Below are 24,746 nucleotides of genomic sequence, written 5' to 3' on the forward strand. Positions count from 1 at the left end.
CTATTTTGTTTTTACTTTTATTATTTCTTTCACGTTATAGCTTACCGGCACTACCGTTTCATCGGCTACAAATTTTTCTTTTATTGACGTTGTGCTTATCTCCGCTCCCGCTTTATTCATTTTTGCTATGAAATCTTGCGCTGCCTGCGTGTCCCTGAAATAGAAGTTTTTGTCGTTATATGTTACTACATATACTTGCGTTGGCTCTTTGTGCGTTATTCCGCAGAAGTTGTATCTTAATCCCGCGTTGGCATACATATTCGTAAAGTTTTCCGCCGTGTATGCGCTTGCGTTTACAAAGAATTTTAAGCCGTCATATACTCGGACGCTTCCGCCCATTCCCAAACCGCCCATTATTACGCCTTCGCTGTAACCTCTGCTGTTAAACTCTGCATCAGTTTTTTCAAACACGCTTGTTATCTCAGGCTTTGCTCCGGTTATTAACGCTTTTCCTTCTAAATTTACATACCATGCCCACGTTTTATCGTCATAACCTATTCCTGCGCCCAATCTTCCTGCGCTTCTCAAATAGCTTCCGCTGCGAACATCTAAATTAAACCCGGGCGCGCCCGTTTCTTTAAATGCTCCAATTTGCACATTTTTAGCTTCTACTCCCACGTATGGTCTGAAATTCATGTTATTTGCAACTTCAATTTTTAGCGCGCCTTCTACGTCTGCGCCTATGCTAAACCCGCCGTATTCTCCGGCTGCCGTTTGATCTGCCCACGGTATGTATCGTTTTGTGTCATAACTATCATAGCTTCCCGACAACATCGCTTTAATTTCCCATTTATCTAATATATAACCGCCATACAATCCGGCGCCCATATTATTTACTTTCGCGCTTGAACCGTTTTGGTTTATATCATGACCTTTATATCTTGCATATACTCCAAACATCATCTTTTTGTCGGCGCGGTATATGTCGTATCCTGCCATTACTCCGGATCCGCCGTCGTTAAACTCGTTTAGCGAATTGTCGTCCCCGCCGTATTTTGTGCTGCCGCCGGTTAGCTGCGCCCATATTGCATCGTTGGTGTGTTCCGTTTTGCAGTGATTTTTTATTCTGTCGTACAACTCGTTGTTTTCACTGTCTAACGCCGACGCTCTTAACACGTTGCTTAAGAAATATCCGGACACTTCCGATAAAAACTGTTTCTGCTCGTCGGGCGTTTTTAGCATCACAATGTTTATTGCGTCTATTATCTCCGTATCAACTTTCATTGATATGTCATCTAACGCCCTTGCCGCTTCGCTTTGGTTATACGTCAACGGAGTTAATCCGCTAAAGTCGCTTTGGAAAAAGCCGTTGATTATTAACCTTACAACGTTGCTTGACGAATAATCCAACACATATCTTAAATCCGACGGAATTATTGAACTTGTTGTAAATACGCCGAATACCGGGTTTAATCCTGTTGATATTATTAAATCATAATACACATTACGATACGTTCCTACGCCGGCTCTTATATATATGTTTCCGTCAATTGTTGCGCTGTCGGCGTATATTTTGTCGTTTGTGCCGTTTGCAAATATATCAAGACTTAAGTCCGTTAAGCTTGTAAACTCTTTCACGTTTATTTCGTTTAGATGGTCGTTTACCATGTCTAAACCGGCTCCGTTAAACGCTAATCTGTTTCCGCTGTAGGACGCGCTTCCTACCAACACTACGTTTCCGGCGCTTGCGTTAAAGTCGCCCCATACTTCGTTTGTTCCGCCTAAATATAAGTTTCCTACTCCCGTTTTGTTTACTTCCATTGCGCTGCCCGCTGCGTTGCTTAATATTCCGCCTTCAAGCTTTATGCTGTTTGTGCTGTCTGTTATTATGTTTAGCTGTCCGCCGTTGTCTAAATATATATCGTTTTCTATGCCGGCTGCTTTGTTGCCGCTAAACAATATATCGCCGTTTAATGTTTCCAATGTTACCGTGGACATCAATATGCTTATTGCGCCGCCGGAAGCATTCGCTTCGTTATTTGTTATATTTGCCGACCCTGTGATATTTATCTGAGCGTTGTTTGCCGATATCGCTCCGCCGTTTATTGCTATATTATTAGCTATTGTTATCAGCGCGCTTCTTAAGTCTATCAGCGCGTTATCCGCGTATATTGCTCCTCCGCTTCCTGCTGTTGTTGTGTTGCTTGTTATATTTATATTTCCTGCGTTTATTATTCCGCCTAACGCCGCTATTGCTCCTCCGTTTCCTGCCGCTTCGTTATTTGTTATTACTACGCTTGATATATTTACTTCTCCCGCGCTTAACCATATTGCCCCTCCTGCTCCGTAGGCTTGGTTATCTCTTATTATTACATTTTGTATTGTTGCCGTTGACGCTGCGTCTAACATTCTTAATACTGATCCGTTCGTATCTGTTCTTCCTATTGTTGGGTCGCTTGTGTAATCGCCGTTGGCTTGCGCGTTTTCTACTATTAAATCTTGCAATGTGAAGTTTACGTTTGTGTTATTTTCTATATTAAAGAACGTTCCTCTTCCCGTTGTTGTGTTTGTGCTCCAATACAGCGTTCCAGACAATATGCTCTTTGTTACGTCGCTGTCGTATCCTGCTACCGTAAACGTTCCGCTGCTCATTTTGTGCAGGCTGTTTCCTTCTCTATATTGCGCTACTCCTCCTGTTAATATTGAAAATAAAAACGCTCTGTTGTTGTATTTCATGTTTTGTCTGTCCAAGCTGTATTCGTCGGTCGGCGCGCTTGCTATCAACACTATATAATGATAGTCGTCCGTGGCTACGCTTACCGTGTATTCATACGCGCTCGTCGCTATGTTTTCGCTTTCGCCGCCGTTAAATGTTATTCCTTCCAACACTTTTACACGATGCGTCTTATTTAATCCTGCGTCTTGGTCATCGCGAATTCTCACTAATCCTAAATCTAACGTTCCTGTTGAATTGATTGCTCTCAATATGTCGCTTTCTGCATACGGCATGTTGTTAAACGCTACCGCAAAATTCAACGCTACGCTTGACACCTGCAGACTGCCGAATGTGAATGTCATTGTTGTTAACAGCGGCACATCGCTCATTAAGTCTATTACGCCGTTGTTAAACTTATATGTTGTGCCTCCTGCAAAGTCCGTTGACTGCAGCACCACATACGAATTATTAAACGTTACCGTATTAATTTGTCCGTTGTCTATTTTGTTTGTCAAGTTGTAATTTGCAAGCAACGGCACAAGGCTTGTGTCCCTGTCAAACACTGCGTTTGCTCCGCTTGCCGTAAACTTTATGTTGCTGCCTACGTTTCCGCTTGACAGGCTGGTTGCGTAGTGGTTTAACTCGCCGTTGCTGCTTAAGTTTACATTGTAATATACTCCGTCGGCTGAATATACTTCTAACAGGCTGTTGCTTATTGTATTTGTTCCTGCAAACATTTTTCCTGCCGACGTTACCGTTGTTGTTCCCGCTTTTTGCGTGAAGTTGCCGTTGAATGCGCTGTTGTCGCCGGTTAATGTCAACGTTCCTGTTGAACTTAGCTCTTTATTTATGTAGCCGTTTCCTATTACGTTTCCTGCAAATGTTAAATCTGCGTCGGTTGTTATTTCTAACGTGCCCGTGGAATTCCACAAGCCTATTGTTCCGTTAGTTATGCTTGCGCCGTTGGCAAGTTCTACAGTGCCGCCGGTTATGCTTGATATACCCGTAAAGTAGCTGCCGGTTACTTTTGTGTAGCCTGCTGTTTGGTTGAACAAGCCGTTATAACTATTGTTTATTCCCGCAAGATAAATATTTGCGCTGTTGTTGATTATTCCGTTACCTGCAATTCCGCTGCTTATTACTACGTCGCCTGTTCCTGTTACGTTTATTGTTCCTACGTTATATATATCGTGTCCGTTTGCGTCCGCTGCCGCTTTGTTTCCTATAAACGTTACGCTGCTTCCGGCTGTTGTTGCTAAATTTAATGCTCCTGCGTTATATATTGCTCCGCCGTATGCTGCGCTGCTTTCTTTTATTGTTACTTTTCCGCTTAACGTTACCGTTGAATTGTTTATGTTCATTACTCCGCCGTTTCCTGTGCCTGCGAAGTTTGTAAACGTTACGCTTGCTATATTTATATTCTTATTCGTCAACGTCATCGCTTTATTTGCTAACCCTGACGAATTGATTACGTGGTCGGCGGCGTCTATTGTGAAGTTGTTTCCACTCGTGTTTCCAAACGCGTCGTCGTCCATGTTTTCCCACGCAAATATATCTTGCGCTAATGTTATTGTGCTTCCTGCTACCGCGTTCTGATACTGTCCTACAAACGTGTTCCACGGTAATGCGCCGTAAACTAACCAGCCTACGTAGTTGCCGGCTGTTCCGCTCCACACGTATCTGTATCCGTATTGGTCGCCCGTTATATTACTTGTGCTAAATCCTACTCCGTTATTATACTGCGCAAATATTACTGCCGCTGAACTTCCTACTACTTTGTTTACTGCCGTCGTTACGTCGTTTACCAACAATTTGCTGGCTGCGTTTATATTTATTGTGCTTACCGTTACGCTTGTTGTGTTTGCGCTGTATGCGCTTGCAAAATCTGTTCTTAACGCAAGCTCGCCGGTTGCTCCTATGTTCAATCTTCTCACGTAGCTTGATGTTGCCGCTTTTACTGTTCCTGCTGTTACGTTTAATTCCCCTACAAATACGCCGCCTGTCAACGTTGTTGTTGCTGCGTTTTGATTATATATTCCGCTAAACGTTGCGAAGTTGCTGTTGTTTAATGCAAACTCATTTGCCGCATTCTTGTTTATTGTTCCGTTTCCTGTTGCTGTTACTCCTGCTAAATTTTCTATTGCTGCTGCGTTTATATTTAATGTTCCTGCTGCATTCCACAAGCCTATTGTTCCTGTTGATACGCTTGCGCCGTTTGCTAATTCTACTACTCCAGCTGTTATGCTTGACACGCCTGCGAAGTAGCTGCCTGTTACTGTTGTTGTTCCTGCGTTTTGTTTAAACAGTCCTGTAAATCCACTGTTGTTTCCGCTTAATGCTAATACTCCTGTTGCTGTTGCTTCTTTATATACGTTTCCGTTTCCTGTTATGCTTCCTGCAAATGCTAAGTTTCCGTTTGTTGTTATGTCTAATGTTCCTGCTGCATTCCACAAGCCTATTGTTCCTGTTGATACGCTTGAGCCTGTTGCTAATTCCACTACGCCGGCTGTTATGCTTGACACGCCTGCGAAGTAGCTGCCTGTTACTGTTGTTGTTCCTGCGTTTTGTTTGAACAGTCCTGTAAATCCACTGTTGTTTCCGCTTAATGCTAATACTCCTGTTGCTGTTGCTTCTTTATATACGTTTCCGTTTCCTGTTATGCTTCCTGCAAATGCTAAGTTTCCGTTTGTTGTTATGTCTAATGTTCCTGCTGCATTCCACAAGCCTATTGTTCCTGTTGACACGCTTGAACCGTTTGCTAATTCTACTACTCCGGCTGTTATGCTGCTTACCCCTGCGAAGTAGCTGCCTGTTACATACGTTTTACCTGCTGTTTGTTTGAACAATCCGGCGTATCCGTTATTTGCTCCGCCTAAATATATGTTTGCGCTGTTGTTTATTACGCCTGCTGCTGTTCCTGCTATTCCGCTGCTTATTACTACGTCGCCGGCTCCTGTTACGTTTATTGTTCCTATATTATATATATCGTGTCCGTTTGCGTCCGCTGCCGCTTTGTTTCCTTTAAACGTTATGCTGCTTCCGGCTGTTGTTGCTAAATTTAATGCTCCGGCATTGTATATTGCTCCGCCGTATGCTGCGCTGCTTTCTTTTATTGTTACTTTTCCGCTTAACGTTACCGTTGAATTGTTTATGTTCATTACTCCGCCGTTTCCTGTGCCTGCGAAGTTTGTAAACGTTACGCTTGCTATATTTATATTCTTATTCGTCAACGTCATCGCTTTATTTGCTAACCCTGACGAATTGATTACGTGGTCGGCGGCGTCTATTGTGAAGTTGTTTCCACTCGTATTTCCAAACGCGTCGTCGTCCATGTTTTCCCACGCAAATATATCTTGCGCTAATGTTATTGTGCTTCCTGCTACCGCGTTCTGATACTGTCCTACAAACGTGTTCCACGGTAATGCGCCGTAAACTAACCAGCCTATGTAGTTGCCGGCTGTTCCGCTCCACACGTATCTGTATCCGTACTGGTCGCCCGTTATATTACTTGTGCTAAATCCTACTCCGTTATTATACTGCGCAAATATTACTGCCGCTGAACTTCCTACTACTTTGTTTACTGCCGTCGTTACGTCGTTTACCAACAATTTGCTGGCTGCGTTTATATTTATTGTGCTTACCGTTACGCTTGTTGTGTTTGCGCTGTATGCGCTTGCGAAATCTGTTCTTAACGCAAGCTCCCCGGTTGCTCCTATGTTCAATCTTCTCACGTAGCTTGATGTTGCCGCTTTTACTGTTCCTGCCGTTACGTTTAATTCCCCTACAAATACGCCGCCTGTCAACGTTGTTGTTGCTGCGTTTTGATTATATATTCCGCTAAACGTTGCGAAGTTGCTGTTGTTTAATGCAAACTCATTTGCCGCATTCTTGTTTATTGTTCCGTTTCCTGTTGCTGTTACTCCTGCTAAATTTTCTATTGCTGCTGCGTTTATATTTAATGTTCCTGCTGCATTCCACAAGCCTATTGTTCCTGTTGACACGCTTGAACCGTTTGCTAATTCTACTACCCCGGCTGTTATGCTGCTTACGCCTGCGAAGTAATTTCCGGTTACTGTTGTTGTTCCTGCGTTTTGTTTAAACAAGCCCGTAAATCCGCTGTTGTTTCCGCTTAATGCTAATACTCCTGTTGCTGTTGCTTCTTTATATACGTTTCCGTTTCCTGTTATGCTTCCTGCAAATGCTAAGTTTCCGTTTGTTGTTATGTCTAATGTTCCTGCTGCATTCCACAAGCCTATTGTTCCTGTTGATACGCTTGAGCCTGTTGCTAATTCCACTACGCCGGCTGTTATGCTGCTTACGCCCGCGAAGTAGTTTCCGGTTACTGTTGTTGTTCCTGCGTTTTGTTTGAACAGTCCTGTAAATCCACTGTTGTTTCCGCTTAATGCTAATACTCCTGTTGCTGTTGCTTCTTTATATACGTTTCCGTTTCCTGTTATGCTTCCTGCAAATGCTAAATTTCCGTTTGTTGTTATATCTAATGTTCCTGCTGCATTCCACAAGCCTATTGTTCCTGTTGATACGCTTGAACCGTTTGCTAATTCTACTACTCCGGCTGTTATGCTGCTTATTCCTGCGAAGTAGTTTCCGGTTACCGTTGTTGTTCCTGCGTTTTGTTTGAACAGTCCTGTAAATCCGCTGTTGTTTCCGCTTAATGCTAATATTCCTGTTGCCGTTGCTTCTTTATATACGTTTCCGTTTCCTGTTATGCTTCCTGCAAATGCTAAATTTCCGTTTGTTGTTATGTCTAATGTTCCTGCTGCATTCCACAAGCCTATTGTTCCTGTTGATAAGCTTGAACCGTTTGCTAATTCTACTACACCGGCTGTTATGCTGCTTACGCCTGCGAAGTAGCTTCCGGTTACATACGTTTTGCCTGCTGTTTGTTTGAACAAACCTACGTATCCGCTATTTGCTCCGCCTAAATATATGTTTGCGCTGTTGTTTATTACGCCTGCTGCTGTTCCTGCAATTCCGCTGCTTATTACTACGTCGCCTGTTCCTGTTACGTTTATTGTTCCTACGTTATATATATCGTGTCCGTTTGCGTCCGCTGCCGCTTTGTTTCCTTTAAACGTTATGCTGCTTCCTGCTGTTGTTACTAAATTTAATGCTCCTGCGTTATATATTGCTCCGCCGCTGCTTGTTGCTACGTTGCCTGTAAATTTAAATCCCCCGTTTATTGTTGCGCTTCCAACATATATTGCTCCGCCGTTTGCCGCGATGTTGTTTGTAAAATCTACTGCGCTTCCGGTTAATACGCTTGCGTCGGCGTATATTGCTCCGCCGTCTGCCGCGCTGCTTCCGTTGTTTGCAAATAATACGTTTCCGTTAAAGTTCAATACGGAATTTACTGCTCCTATCGCTCCGCCTTTGGTTGCGCTGTTTGACGTAAATATCACATTATTAAAATTAATCGTATTTCCCTGCGCGTAAACCGCTCCGCCCATATAACCCGTGTTTCCCGTAAACGTTACGCTGTCTATTTCCATCTTGCCTGCTATCGTCGCTATTGCTCCTCCCGACGATGCCGCCGCATTATACGTTAAATATACGTTTCTTACCGTTGCCGTTGAATTGGGCGCCGTCTGCAATATTACCGAGCCGCTTCCGCTGTGCGACGCACTTGTAGCCGCGCTTGTTACCGCTACGTTTCTCAACGTAAACTCCGTTGCGCTTGACAACGTAAATAAATAACTGTTTGTTCCGTCATACGGTTCAATTACGTTATCTATTACGCCTGATATTATCCATTTTGCCGCGTCTGTATCATTTCCTTCTACTATAAACCTGCCCCAGCTTGTGTCCGTAAACGGCTGGTCTATGTGATATACGTTTGCCGTGTCAACTATATAGTCCCTGTCGCTTGTTTCAAGGTTAGCGTCATATAAACTTCTTCCGCCTAAAACTAATACCGATATGCTCTGCAAGTCCGGCATTGACCACACTATAAACGTGTGCGTTGCCATTATTATCGTTACGCTTGATACCGCATTGTCAAACTTCAACCCTCCAAACAACACCTGCGTTGAATACATGCCGTGTAGCTTCATGTACTGATCGCCGTTATATACGCGCAGTCCGAACATATCTAAACTTCCTGCCGACGATGTGCTTGTGTATAATTTATCGCTTGTAAAATCGTATGAAGAATTTGCAACTATTTCGTTAAACGTTATTCCGAAATTTAATCCGCTGTTTCCCGTTACGAAAACGTCGCCGAATGTTATTGTTCTTGTGCTTTGCGCCGCGTAATTGGAAATATCTAACACTGAATCATTGAAATTATACGCCGTTGCCCCTGCGTAATTGTCCGAAGATATTTCTACGTAGCCGTTGTTAAATATTACCGTGTTTGCCTGTCCGTTTTCTATTCTGTTTGCCAATGTGTAATACGCGTAACTGTCGCCCGTTAAATTATTAAACGTCGCCGTTGCTCCGCTTGCTATAAACTTTATTGCGTTCCCGTTTACCGTTGCCGACGATGCGTTGTTGTTTGTATTCTGTCTTAATATTCCGTTGGTGCTTAAATTTACCGTATAGTAAACATCTTCTCCCGTTATATTCAACAAGCTGTTGCTTATTGTGTTTGTTCCGGCAAACATTTTTCCTGCCGACGTTACTGTTGTTGTTCCCGCTTTTTGCGTGAAGTTGCCGTTGAATGCGCTGTTGTCGCCGGTTAGTGTCAACGTTCCCGTTGATGACAGCTCTTTATTTATGTAGCCGTTTCCTATTACGTTGCCTGTAAATGTTAAGTTGTCGGCTGTTGTTATTTTCAACTCTCCTGCTGCATTCCATAAGCCTATTGTTCCTCCGCTTATGCTTGAGCCTGTTGAAAGTTCTACTACGCCGGCTGTTATGCTTGACACGCCCGCGAAGTAGCTGCCGGTTACATACGTTTTTCCTGCTGTTTGTTTGAACAAACCTACGTAGCCGCTATTTGCTCCGCCTAAATATATGTTTGCGCTGTTGTTTATTACGCCTGCTGCCGTTCCCGCTATTCCGCTGCTTATTACTACGTCGCCGGCTCCGGTTACGTTTATTGTTCCTACATTATATATATCGTGTCCGTTTGCCGCGCTGCTTGCTCTGTTTCCTTTAAACGTTACAGAACTGCCCGTTACCGTATTAAAATTGATTATCCCTGCCGCCGCATTGTATATTGCTCCGCCTTGCGTTCCCGCTTTATTGCTTTCGAAACTCGTCGCTCCGCTTATCGTTATTGTTGAACCTATCGCATATATTGCTCCGCCGTTTGCGGTTGCGCTGTTGCTTGTAAATGCTACGCTTCCAGCTCCGCTAAAATCTACTATTCCGCTTGCGCTGCTTACATATATCGCTCCGCCGTCTGTTGCGCTGTTGCTTGTAAATGTTACCGCTCCTGCCCCTGCAAATTCTATGTTCGCTCCTGCCGCCAAAAACATAGCTCCGCCATTGTTTGATACCGACTTATTACCTTCAAAATTTACCGTGCCAAACGTTATTGTTGAATTTGTCGCATATATTGCTCCGCCGGCATATGTTGATGTATTACTTGTAAAACTCACTATCGTTGCCAAGCTTAAATCTATTCGCCCGTTATTTGCAAAAATCGCGCCTCCTTGCGACGTTGCATTGTTTCTGTCAAATATCGCCGTATCCGTTATCGTTATGCTTGACGCTCCTAACACGGCAATTGCTCCGCCGTTTCCCGTTGCGCTGTTGCTGCTAAACCATATTTTGGTTGCTGTTAAATTACTGCCAATGTTCCCGGAGTATGCTCCGCCTGACGCTGTCGTTTTATTGCCTACAAATGTTACTGAGCTTGCTCCAACAAAACCGTACGTATTGTATATTGCTCCGCCGTTATATGTCGCGCTGTTGCTTGCAAATACTACGTTTTCCCCGGTTATATATATTTTTGCCAAATCATAATACGACGCTATTGCTCCTCCGTTTCCTGCCGTCGTATTTCCTATAAACTTCACGTTATCGTTTACGTTTATTATTCCTCTGTCGTTAACTATCGCTCCGCCTCCGTAGGCGACTCCTAACGATGTATTAGATGTAAACGCTACGTTTGCCAGCGTTACGTTTGCCGTAGCGCCGGTATTATATATCGCTCCCGCGTTCCCGCCGTTTGTCGCCGAATTCTTGTCAAACGCCGCCCCGTCTATTATCAGCCACCCGCTGTTTAGTATCGCTCCGCCTCCCACCGTTGCCGACGACGACGTGTTCGTTGTAAACTTCGTTCCTCCGCCTATCGTTACCGTTGAGTTTGCTACGTTAAATATTGCTCCCCCTGAATTTGCCGAACGGTTACTTTCAAACGTTGCGCTGTTTATTATTACTTTTCCACTCGCATTGTTATATATCGCTCCGCCGCCCACGCCCGTTGATTTCGTCGCGTTATATGCAAACGTTACATTATTTATATTTGTCTGCGAACCGCCTGTGTTATATATTACTCCGCCCTCTACTAATGTGCTTATAAAATTTTCATATCGCGCATTCTTTATCCATATATTCTTATTGTTTAGCATCATCGCTTTATTTGCTAATCCTGACGAATTGATTACGTGGTCGGCGGCGTCTATTGTGAAGTTGTTTCCACTCGTATTTCCAAACGCGTCGTCGTCCATGTTTTCCCACGCAAATATATCTTGCGCTAATGTTATTGTGCTTCCTGCTACCGCGTTCTGATACTGTCCTACAAACGTGTTCCACGGTAATGCGCCGTAAACTAACCAGCCTATGTAGTTGCCGGCTGTTCCGCTCCACACGTATCTGTATCCGTACTGGTCGCCCGTTATATTACTTGTGCTAAATCCTACTCCGTTATTATACTGCGCAAATATTACTGCCGCTGAACTTCCTACTACTTTGTTTACTGCCGTCGTTACGTCGTTTACCAACAATTTGCTGGCTGCGTTTATATTTATTGTGCTTACCGTTACGCTTGTTGTGTTTGCGCTGTATGCGCTTGCGAAATCTGTTCTTAACGCAAGCTCCCCGGTTGCTCCTATGTTCAATCTTCTCACGTAGCTTGATGTTGCCGCTTTTACTGTTCCTGCCGTTACGTTTAATTCCCCTACAAATACGCCGCCTGTCAACGTTGTTGTTGCTGCGTTTTGATTATATATTCCGCTAAACGTTGCGAAGTTGCTGTTGTTTAATGCAAACTCATTTGCCGCATTCTTGTTTATTGTTCCGTTTCCTGTTGCTGTTACTCCCGCTAAATTTTCTATTGCTGCTGCGTTTATATTTAATGTTCCTGCTGCATTCCACAAGCCTATTGTTCCTGTTGATACGCTTGCGCCTGTTGCTAATTCTAACACGCCGGCTGTTATGCTGCTTACGCCTGCGAAGTAATTTCCGGTTACTGTTGTTGTTCCTGCGTTTTGTTTAAATAATCCTGTAAATCCACTGTTGTTTCCGCTTAATGCTAATACTCCTGTTGCTGTTGCTTCTTTATATACGTTTCCGTTTCCTGTTATGCTTCCTGCAAACGCTAAGTTTCCGTTTGTTGTTATGTCTAATGTTCCTGCTGCATTCCACAAGCCTATTGTTCCTGTTGATACGCTTGCGCCGTTTGCTAATTCTACTACGCCGGCTGTTATGCTGCTTACGCCTGCGAAGTAATTTCCGGTTACTGTTGTTGTTCCTGCGTTTTGTTTGAATAATCCTGTAAATCCGCTGTTGTTTCCGCTTAATGCTAATACTCCTGTTGCTGTTGCTTCTTTATATACGTTTCCGTTTCCTGTTATGCTTCCTGCAAACGCTAAGTTTCCGTTTGTTGTTATGTCTAATGTTCCTGCTGCATTCCACAAGCCTATTGTTCCTGTTGACACGCTTGAACCGTTTGCTAATTCTACTACTCCGGCTGTTATTGACGACACGCCTGCGAAGTAGTTTCCGGTTACCGTTGTTGTTCCTGCGTTTTGTTTGAACAAGCCCGTAAATCCGCTGTTGTTTCCGCTTAATGCTAATATTCCTGTTGCCGTTGCTTCTTTATATACGTTTCCGTTTCCTGTTATGCTTCCTGCAAATGCTAAGTTTCCGTTTGTTGTTATGTCTAACAATCCTGCTCCATATACCCCTATTGTTCCTGTTGATACGCTTGAACCGTTTGCTAATTCTACTACGCCGGCTGTTATTGACGACACGCCTGCGAAGTAGTTTCCGGTTACATACGTTTTGCCTGCTGTTTGTTTGAACAAACCTACGTAGCCGTTATTTGCTCCGCCTAAATATATGTTTGCGCTGTTGTTTATTACGCCTGCTGCCGTTCCTGCTATTCCGCTGCTTATTACTACGTCGCCGGCTCCGGTTACGTTTATTGTTCCTATATTATATATATCGTGTCCGTTTGCGTCCGCTGCCGCTTTGTTTCCTATAAACGTTACGCTGCTTCCGGCTGTTGTTGCTAAATTTAATGCTCCTGCGTTATATATTGCTCCGCCGTATGCTGCGCTGCTTTCTTTTATTGTTACTTTTCCGCTTAACGTTACCGTTGAATTGTTTATGTTCATTACTCCGCCGTTTCCTGTGCCTGCGAAGTTTGTAAACGTTACGCTTGCTATATTTATATTCTTATTCGTCAACGTCATCGCTTTATTTGCTAATCCCGACGAATTGATTACGTGGTCGGCGGCGTCTATTGTGAAATTATTTCCCGTCGTGTTTCCAAACGCGTCGTCGTCCATGTTTTCCCACGCAAATATATCTTGCGCTAATGTTATTGTGCTTCCTGCTACCGCGTTCTGATACTGTCCTACAAACGTGTTCCACGGTAATGCGCCGTAAACTAACCAGCCTATGTAGTTGCCGGCTGTTCCGCTCCATACGTATCTGTATCCGTATTGGTCGCCCGTTATATTACTTGTGCTAAATCCTACCCCATTATTATACTGCGCAAATATTACTGCCGCTGAGCTTCCTACTACTTTGTTTACTGCCGTCGTTACGTCGTTTACCAACAATTTGCTGGCTGCGTTTATATTTATTGTGCTTACCGTTACGCTTGTTGTGTTTGCGCTGTATGCGCTTGCGAAATCTGTTCTTAACGCAAGCTCCCCGGTTGCTCCTATGTTCAATCTTCTCACGTAGCTTGATGTTGCCGCTTTTACTGTTCCTGCCGTTACGTTTAATTCCCCTACAAATACGCCGCCTGTCAACGTTGTTGTTGCTGCGTTTTGATTATATATTCCGCTAAACGTTGCGAAGTTGCTGTTGTTTAATGCAAACTCATTTGCCGCATTCTTGTTTATTGTTCCGTTTCCTGTTGCTGTTACTCCTGCTAAATTTTCTATTGCTGCTGCGTTTATATTTAATGTTCCTGCTGCATTCCACAAGCCTATTGTTCCTGTTGATACGCTTGCGCCTGTTGCTAATTCTAACACGCCGGCTGTTATGCTGCTTACGCCTGCGAAGTAATTTCCGGTTACTGTTGTTGTTCCTGCGTTTTGTTTAAACAAGCCCGTAAATCCGCTGTTGTTTCCGCTTAATGCTAATACTCCTGTTGCTGTTGCTTCTTTATATACGTTTCCGTTTCCTGTTATGCTTCCTGCAAATGCTAAGTTTCCGTTTGTTGTTATGTCTAACAATCCTGCTCCATATACCCCTATTGTTCCTGTTGATACGCTTGCGCCGTTTGCTAATTCTACTACCCCGGCTGTTATGCTGCTTATTCCCGCGAAGTAGCTGCCGGTTACGTATGTTTTGCCTGCTGTTTGTTTGAACAAACCTACGTATCCGTTATTTGCTCCGCCTAAATATATGTTTGCGCTGTTGTTTATTACGCCTGCTGCCGTTCCTGCTATTCCGCTGCTTATTACTACGTCGCCTGTTCCTGTTACGTTTATTGTTCCTACGTTATATATATCGTGTCCGTTTGCGTCCGCTGCCGCTTTGTTTCCTTTAAACGTTATGCTGCTTCCTGCTGTTGTTGCGAAGTTTAATGCTCCTGCGTTATATATTGCTCCGCCGCTGCTTGTTGCTACGTTGCCTGTAAATACTGACGACGTTATTGTTACCGTTCCTTCTACGTTGGCTATTGCTCCGCCGTTTGTTGTGGCTGTATTTGATGTAAACGTTACTCCCGTTAAATTTACTGCTCCTTGATAATTAAATATTGCTCCGCCTCCGTCTGCTCCGGATGCTGTGTTTTTGTCAAATATCGTTTTGCCTTGCGTGCTGGTTATTATTCCTTGATAGTTATACAGCGCTCCTCCGCCTACTGCCGCCGTATTTCCTCTAAATATTGCCGTTGACTCGAATATATAATTCTGCCCAGCCTTTATTACCGCCGCTCCGCCGCCTGCGTATTTTGCTACGTTGCTTGTAAAATACACCTCGTTATTAAACACCACGCTGCTTTGCGTTAAGCTCAACGCCCCGGCTCCATACGCTTTGTTTGCCGTAAACGACGTTATTTGCGAATTAAACATTACCACCGTTGCGGCATCCGCGCTTCCTATTGCCCCTCCAACCGCTCCGTCCCAATACTGGTTCTGCGCTTCGTTTCCTATAAATTCCGTTATATTTCCGTTAAATACCAACGTTGCCGTAGATGGTCCTATCAAGCTTATCGCTCCGCCTATTCCCTTGGTTGCGTTATTATATGCAAACAATACGTTGTCGTTAAATACCGCTCCCGCATTAGACGTGCCTGTTTGCGCGTGCATTGCTAACGCTCCGCCTCGCTCGTTTGCCGTGTTTGACGTAAATATTGTTTTTCCGTTAAACTCCACATAACTCTTTGAATTTACCGCTACAGAATATACGAAAACCGCTCCTCCGCTTCCGTTGTTGCCGTTGCTGCTGTCGGCTCTGTTTTGCTCAAATATTACCGGTCTGTTTTCAAATATTACCGTTGAATCGTTTGCAAATAACGCTCCGCCTCCGGACGACAAACCCGTTCCGCTTGACACGTTATTTCTAAACGTTACGCTTCCTCCGCCTACAAATTTTACCGTGCTTAACGATAAAAACATCGCTCCGGCGTTTGATTTTGCTACGTTGCCTTCAAAATCCATTGTTGCCGCTTCAAACGTTACCGTTGACGACAACGTATATATTGCTCCTCCGCCTACCCCTGCCGCCGCTCTTTGTTCGTTATTTTTAAATATCAGCGCGCCCGCCGTTGTTACGTATCCGTTTGTGCTGTTTAATATATATATCGCTCCGCCGCCGTTTCCCGCTGTGTTTTTTTCAAACGTTGTTGTTGCCGCATTAAACATAAACTGCACGTTCGGCCCTCCGTAGAGCGCCGCTCCGTATCCTGCCGCTGTTGTTGAATTTGCGTAGAACGTTGTTGCGTTAAACGTTATTGTTCCTGTGTTTACCGCATACAGAAATCCGCCCGCTGCCGCTATGTTTCCTACCGCTTTAAGCGTTACCGAGCTGAAATCTATATTTTTTGTATTAAGCGCGTATATTCCTCCGCCGTAGCTGCCCGCTGTATTGCTTGTAAACGTTACCGTGCTGCCCGCTGTAAACGTCATTGTTGCCGTTGCCGTTAAATACAGCGCTCCTCCGCTTCCCGTTACGGTGTTTGATATAAAGTTTGTTTCATATCCGAACTTTAGCACGCTTAGCGAAAATATTGCTCCGCCTGCGGTGCCTGCGCTGTTTCCTATAAACGATACCACCGACGACGTAAACGACACTACCACGTCCGTTCCGCCGTTTCCTATTATTGCTCCGCCTTGTCCGCCGGCTCTATTTCCTATAAACGTTACGCTTGAATTATTAAATTCTATGCTGCTTCCGCTTGCGAACATTCCTACTGCTCCGGCGTTTCCGCTCGTTGCTGCGTTGCTGCTGAACCTTACTATTGAATTGTTAAAGGATATACTGTCCGACACCCCGTTAACATAAAATCCTCCGCCCGCTCCCGCTGTGTTTGAATCTATTACCACTATGCTGTTTTCAAAATTTATTGATGCGCCCGCTCCAAGGTTAACCGCGCTTCCTGTGTTATTTTGAAATGTTACCGTTGACGCCGTCATATTTACACTGGCGTTGCTTATTTTCATTCCCTGCCCGCCTTGCGTGTATGACGACTTATCTATTGTTACCGCTCCTGCCGTTATGTTAAATATTCCTTGCAGGTAATTATATCCGCTCATATACAGCAATTCCGCGCCGGTTTTATTTATTGTGTTTCCGCCTACGCTTGAGGTTATTCCTCCGTATAGATTTATTGCGTTGCCTTGCGCGTTGAAATTCACCGTTGCGCTTGACATGTCTATATCGTTTCCTTTTCCGTTTGCGGTATTGCCTATGAAATTTATTTCACCCAAAACGCTGCTAAACGACGCCGTTGAGTTTACCAACGCCAACGCTCCTCCTGCCGTTGCTGCTTTATTATAACTAAAAGATATTAACGCCTGCGTAAAATCTAAACGGGCGTTGTTTGCCCAAACCGCTCCGCCCAATGCGCCTGCCGCGTTTGATGTAAACGCAATGTATCCGTTAAAAGTCATAGAGCTGTCTTCCACCGCTACCGCTCCGCCGGAACCGCCCGCCCAATTGCGCGTAAACTGCGCGCTTGAAACATTTAACACGCCTGCATTTTTATAAATTACGCCGCCGGGCCCCGAAACCGCGTTAGAATCAAAAATAACGTTTAAAACGGTTACCGTTGAATTATTTGTGGTAAGTCTTATTACCGAGCCGCCGTCGTAAGTTACGCTGCCGTCGGTATGGGCGGTATTATTTGCAAACGCGTTTTCTATAGTTAAGTTGCGCAAAGTAAACACTGTGGAAGTGCTTAAGTTAAAGAAAGAGCCTCTTGTGCCTAAAACTACGTCGTCTGTGCTTATTAAAACGCCGGAATACACATAACTGTCCGCAGTTCCCGTGCCGCCTTCAACTATAAAGCGTCCCCATGCGGTTTCGCTTAAAGACATGTCTATATTGTATTTTTTATCCGTTTCATCCCATGAAAAAATTCTTGTGTCTTCTTCGGCATTTCTTGTGTAAAGAGTGTGTCTGTCGGTAAGAGCGCCAATATATACAATTATGTCGCGCAGGGTAAGGGTTGAAACAAATATTTCATACGTGCGCAGAGAATCCGAAATTGTAGCGGAAGCGGCGCTGCTAAATACTAAACCCTGCAAAACGTTGGCTACAAAAGTTCCCTGCAGCTGGTATATATCGGGCGTATATAACTTAATATCTAAAATATCCAAACCGGCGTTGGCGGCTTGGGTTACGGTTCCGGCGGCAATAATTTGGTCTGCAATCATAGCCATACTGCCCGAAGCGGTGGTAAACGCTATGCCGAATTTAACGCCGTTGCCCGCAAGCGCGGTAACGTCCGTAAACGTTACGGATTTTGTGCTTGTGTTTGAAAGAGAAAGCAAATCTAAAGACGTATTGGAAAAAGTAAACGCCGTTGCTCCTGAAAAATCTCTGTTTGAAAAAGTTATAGAAGAATTCTCAAAAGACATTGCGTTTGCCTGTCCGTTGTCAATAGAGCTTGCAAGGTTGTATTGCGCTTTTGCAAACGCGCCCGTTTTGCCGAAATACGCGGTTGCGCCTGCGGCTGTAAAGTTGATGTTTCCTGTGCTTATGTTGTTTACGGTAGTCGCGTCGTTGGTGTAATGCTTTAAAACGCCGTCAGTAGAAAGATTTACTATGTAGTAGAATGAATTGCCGGTAACTTCAAGCAAGCTTGTTGTTATTGTGTTTGTTCCCGAGAAAAGTTTGCCGGCTGCGGTAACGGTTGTTGTGCCCGCGTATTGTCTGTAACTGCCGCCGTAGCTAGAGTTGTCGGCGGTAATAACTAATTGCCCCGTTAGCATTTTGTTTAATACAGCATAATCTCCGCCGCCTATTGAGCCGGCATTATTTATAAGCAAATTGCTGTTGCCGGTTAAATTCAAAATGTCGCCAACAAAAATATCTTTACCTTGATCCCAACTGGAGATGTCAGTATTGTTGCGGAAAGATAGGCTGCTGTTTACAATGTTAATCTCTAACTCGCCCATATTAAGAATTGCGGTGCCGGTATTGTCAGAAAATACGGCGGTTGAATTTACAAATGATATGAAAGAGTTATAAGCAGCTGCGATTGCGCTTCCGTTGGAGGACACGTTAGACGAGAAATTAACTATACCTGAAAAGGTTGCCGTTGCTTTTTCCAAATAAAAAACTCCACCGTATTCTGCATAGTTGGAGTATGCGGTAAGATTTTTACTTTTACTAAAATCAGCTATAGCGCCGTTACGCAAATCAATTGCTCCGGCAGTTATTGCGCTGCTGTATGCAATGATTGTTGTGTCATTAAAATTAAATATAGAAGAATTTTTACCTTGCATAAGGCCGGCATACTCTGCGGTATTGCTTGTAAACTCTGATTTATAAAAATCAATAGTTGCGCCGCTATCCGCATACAAAAAACCTGACTGATTGGCTCTATTATTTTCTACAACTAAAGTTGTAAAAGTTGAAAATAATACATGGGCGTTATTTACGGCATATATTGACCCGCCTTCACTTGATGCAATGTTAGAGCTCATAGTAACGGCGGCCTTTGAAAAATCTGCAAAGCTGTTATCTAAGGCTATTACGCCGCCATAACCGGCAGTATTATTTGAAAGGTCATATGAAGAAGCGTTAAAAACAATGGTAGAGGCTATTTGCCCATACACTATTCCGCCATAGCGGGCAGTATTACCTGTAAAAACGGAATCATAAAAATTTACAAGACTTCCGCGGGCATAAATAAACCCGCCATAACCGTTAGAAGTATTGGCTCTATTATTTTCTGCAACTAAAGTTGTAAAGGTTGAAAATAATATATTGGAGCCGGCGCCGGCATATATTGCTCCGCCGCTTGCAGCTGTGTTAGAGCTAATAGTAACGGCTGTCTTTGAAAAATCTACTACGCTTCCGCTTGAATATATTATTCCTCCATAACCGGCAGTGTGATTTGAAAGGTCATATGAAGAAGCGTTAAAGACAAAACTAGACATTGTTTCCCCATATATTATTCCACCGTAAGTGGCCTCATTACCTGTAAAAACGGAATCGTAAAAATTTACAAGACCTCTATAAGCCCCAGTAACAGCAATAAATCCTCCTTTTGATGCTTTATTCCCTGTAGCATAAAGAGTAGTTGCCGTACTAAAACTTACTGTTGATCCGCCAGTGTAATAAGATTCCATAAATATCGCTCCACCACCGTAAGTGCCCATCGCAGTATTACTTGTAAAAACTACTTGCTTCATTGCTACATTAAAAAAGCCACCAAGATACAGAGCTCCACCTCCACCTCCGGCTTGATTTAATACAAAAAAAGCATTGTCCAAACCAAGAAGACCGCCGCCATTGGTGTAGACGATTGCTCCGCCTATACCGTTGCTGGCTTGACTTATATTGTTTACAAAAGTTACAGAACTGAAGCTCATACGTGCCGAACCCATATATATGGCTCCGCCGCTTTGCCCAAAATTGTCTTGAAATAAAGTTTCACCAGAAAAATTCGAAGTACCGCCAACATTATATATGGCTCCGCCGACGTTCGCAGCATTATTGCTTACAAATAGAGCTTCCTTATTAAAATACAGATTACCATATTGTTGCATAATAGCACCGCCATAATTTTCGGAATAATTAACTCTAAACTCTGCATTATTATTAAATACTAAATTGCTGCTACCAGCGGTAACAATAGCAATTGCCCCGCCGCCATAACTATTCCAAGCATGTCTATTATTTATAAATTGAGCAGAAGCATCAAATACAATATTGCCGCTGTCGCCATGAGTTAAAATTCCATTATAATAAGTATAATTATCTATAAATGTTACTGTGCTTGCAGCATTGGTAAAGTAGATTTGTCCAACATTATTCAAATAAGCATAATTTCCGCTGTTGGATGAAAATACAACATCGGCATTATTGAAGTAAATATATCCTACGTTGTTTTGAATCATGCCGGTGTTGGTGCCATTCTGGGCGCTTCTTGTAACAAGAAAACTTCCGTCAAAATTTACGGTTGCTCCGTTTACATGAAATAAGAATGAAGCGTTGTTAACAAGCGTGTTAGTTGCAGATGAAATATGTATGATGGAGCCGTTTTGCGCATAAATATTTTTAACTGCGCTGCTTAAAACATTAAAATTACCTTGGGCAAAATCTACCTGCGCGTTTTGAAAATATAAATTTCCGCCGGTAACGTTAAAATTGCCTAAAAGATAATTTGGGCTTGATATATAAACATTGCCTGCTTGCATATTTATTGTGTTGTCTAACGATAAAGAGCGAATGCCGTCGTTAATATATACCGTGGCGCCTTTAAAATTTAAAGTTCCGTTGAGCATTGCTATGTCGTTTACAAGCCCTGCGGCTTTATTATCCCTAAAAATATGGTTTCCGTCTATAAAATTGACTGTTGACATGTTGTTAACGAAAATTGCACCGCCCTGCGAGCCGGCTGTGTTGCCTATAATGTTAATAGCTCCCTGTAAATTTAAAATTGAGCCTACTCCATTATAAATTGCCCCGCCGTTTGCGCCGGCTGTGTTGCTTGTAATGGTTGCGCCGCCTAATAAGTTTAATGTTGCGCCGCCGGCATTGTAAATTCCTCCGCCTTGCGAGGTTGCCGTGTTGCTTGCAACAATAATAAGAGCGTCTATAGTAAAACCGTTTGTAGAGTCGTTATAAATAGCGCCGCCCATATTAGCTTTGTTTGCATAAAACCTGTAATTTGCAGGCGCGGCAGAGTCAAAAAAAACGTCAGCGCCATTTGCTACATAAAGCCCGCCTCCGCTGTTTGAAGCGGTATTGCCCGTAAACAACGCCGCTTTGTGGAAAGACATTTTCCCGGCAGTATAAATGCCTGCGCCGCTGCCGGCGCTGCCGTTTGCAATAGTAACGCTGTCAACATAAATTTCTCCGGAGCCAGCCGCTTGATATATAGAGCCGCCTAAACCGGTTGCAACGTTGTTATTTAAAAACACGTTTCTAACCAACGCCCAAGCCTGGTTGCTTGCCATTTGCAAAACAGAGCCGTTGCCGCTAGAGCCGGCGCTTGCTATGGTAATGTTAAACAATTTAAACGTTGTTGACGCCACAAGATTAAAAAATGAGCCCCTTGTGCCTAAATTTACTCCGTCGGTGGTAACTATAACACCGGATATTATATGTTCAAACGGGTTTACGCTGTCCCCCTCGCCGCCGTCAACAACAAACTCTCCGTAGGCGGTAGGGCTTAAATCTTTATCTATATGATAAGTTATAGTTGTGGCGTCTTGCAAAAATCTTCTGTTTTCTATTTTGGCGTTTTGGCGATATAAATTGTTGGTGTCCATATCGCGCATAATAAATACGTTTATATTTTGCCTGTCCGCTAAAGCCGTTACAAAATAGCTATATCCGTAAAACACGGAAGAAACCGTTGCGTTTGCGTCTGCGGCAAATTTTACGTCTCCGTTTAAAGCTCTGGCGGTGTAAGAGCTGCCCCCTACGGCGGCAAGGTCTGTAATGCTGTTGCCCGTATAAAGAAGCATCATCAAATTCATATCAAGGTCTTCTTTGTTGCCGCTGGCCGCCGCTACGTTTAACTGGTCTGACACTAAAGTATTTACCGCGCCGTCTTTATAAAAATTTATTCCGAATTTTAAATTATTTGAATTAACAAAATTCATACTTGAAAAACTTACGGTATTTGTGCTGGCATACGTGCCCACTGTGCCAATATTTATTACAGCGTTTTCAAAGCTGTAAGTGGTTCCGCCGGTATAATCTATTGATTTAAGCTGGAATTCGCCGTTGTTTAATATAATGCTATTGGCTTGGCCGTTATCTATTTTATTTGTAAGCTCCCAAAACATTGCAGGTTCCGAAGGTAAAGGGTCTGCTACGCCTATTCCCTCAAATTTCATTATTGCATTTGAGCCGCTGAAAGCGTATTTGCTTGAATTTATAACTTGAAGCCCTTGCGGCTGAACCAAATATTGCAAAAATGTGCCGTTAGTGCCCGCCGTTACGCTTCCGTCTAAACTTCTGGAATATATGGTAAGCGTGCTTTGACTTACGGTGCTTTGCCCTTGCCATTTATAAGAGCCTGTTGCGTAAACAACAGTTTGCCCCACAGATTGTTTGAATGTGCCGGTAAAATCACCGTTAGTGTTTAGACTAACGGTAAGCTTACCGGAGCCTGTTTTATCAACCAAACCGGAGCCTGCAAATCTGGAAAACACAAAGTTGCTTGTTGATTGAAAAAGCAACTCGCCGGCGGCAGAGCCAAAACTCAGTTGTTGCTGTATTGCAGCAGTGCCCGGAGTAGATTGAGAGCTGCCGGGCTCCAAAATTAAAGTTCCGCTATAGATATTTGAATAGGAAGTGCTATTTCCCGCATTGAAAAACACCCCTGAAACAGTTGTAGTGCCGCCGTTTTGGTAAAAAGCTCCGTAATATCCTGAATTATCGCCGCCTAAGTATAAAATACCGGTATTGGTCTTTTGTACACCTCCACCGCCAACAATACCTTTGGTTATTACAAAGTCTCCGGCGCCGCCTTGAATATATAGTTTAGCGGAAGTATATATATTTATATCTTTATAATAAGAATTGTTGCTTGCGAATGTAACGCTTCCGTTCGTCATGTCAAAATAAGCGCTGCTGGTATTATTCAGAAAAATACCATAACCGCCACCACTGTTAGCAGTATTACTACTAAAAGTAGTATTACCGTAAAAATACGCTGTTCCTTGATATAAATTAAATATTGAATAGGAATTGGCGGCGCCATTTTCTGCGAAAATAACATCTTTCTTAAAATACAGTAAGCTGCTGGAACCTTCAATATAAAATGCAGCGCCTATGGGCGCATTATTTTTCTCAAAAATAGCATTATCGTTAAAATTTATAGTGCCTTGGTAACTGTAAATTGCACCAGAATATTGTGATGAGGTATTGCCTGTGAAAAGAACCTCTTTATCAAAATTTATTATCGAGTCCAAACCATAATTATAAATTGCTCCACCTAAATAATATGCGTAATTATTTTCAAAAACAGTATTGCCTAAAAAATTAAGAGCGCCGGCGCCGGTGGAATAAAAAGCTCCGCCATAACTACTACTGCCGCCGCCGGCATACCTCATATTTTTAAAAGTTATGTCATCTAAAAAAGTTATAGTAGTGCCGCTTCTATACAAACCGCTTGCAATATTTTGCCCGTCAAATATATATCCGTTAGCAGTTATACTTCCGGTTTTTATATAAAGCGGTAGATTATTGAATATGGTAGTGCCTATTGTAAACGTGTGCGTTGCATACATATCTGCGCCAAGCTCAACATTAAAACCGCTTGTTATAGTGGTTATTGCAACAAAAGCATTAAAATTATTCACAACCGTTTGCCCATAAACTTTTGGCGCCCCCGCAAAAACAAGTAAAAAGAAAAAGCAAAAAGAAGCTAAAAGTCTAAAAGGGTAAGCCGTTAATTCCCTTTTTGAAAAAATAGATGGTAAGAGATTAAGAAGATAAGCCGTTAATTCCCCTTTTGTAAAAGGCGATACCACCGAGGTTTTAGTGTTTGGGCTAAGAGGGCAAGCCGTTAATTCCCCTTTTGAAAAAATAGATGGTAAAAGATTAAGAAGATAAGCCGTTAATTCCCCTTTTGCAAAAGGGGTGGACGCGAAGCGGACGGGGTATTTGTTTTTATCTGTCACTGCGCACAACGGCAAACCCTTCAGCGCAGCCGCCGCCGGCAACACGCGCTTGCCTTTATTATTGCAACCACACTTATGCGCCAACAACGTTAACAAACATAAGCACAGCTTAAAAATGGTTTTCATTTTTTCACCCTTGAAATTATATTTTTATTTCTTACTTTATACATAAAGAAAAACAACCGCATGAAAATTGTAGTTGTTTTTTTATTATTTTGCCTTGCCTTATTAAATTGTAAAGATAATAATTTACGAGCACACATAGGGGATAGTTGTTGTGTTGTGTTGTGTTGTGTTGTGTTGTGTTGTGTTGTGTTGTGTTGTGTTGTGTTGTGTTGTGTTGTGTTGTGTTGTGTTGTGTTGTGTTGTGTTGTGTTGTGTTGTGTTGTGTTGTGTTTTCATTG

The 24,746-nt window shown here is 43.2% G+C and carries 1 protein-coding gene; it reads right to left on the minus strand.

The window, feature by feature from the left end; genetic code table 11:
• A complete protein-coding gene (locus Epro_RS03405) occupies positions 1 to 24,021 on the minus strand; it encodes a hypothetical protein (protein WP_144412037.1) in 24,021 nt (8,006 codons plus the stop codon).
• Between the last annotated feature and the right edge of the window lie 725 nt (positions 24,022 to 24,746).

Origin of the sequence: Endomicrobium proavitum (assembly GCF_001027545.1) — a bacterium.
GTDB lineage: Bacteria > Elusimicrobiota > Endomicrobiia > Endomicrobiales > Endomicrobiaceae > Endomicrobium > Endomicrobium proavitum.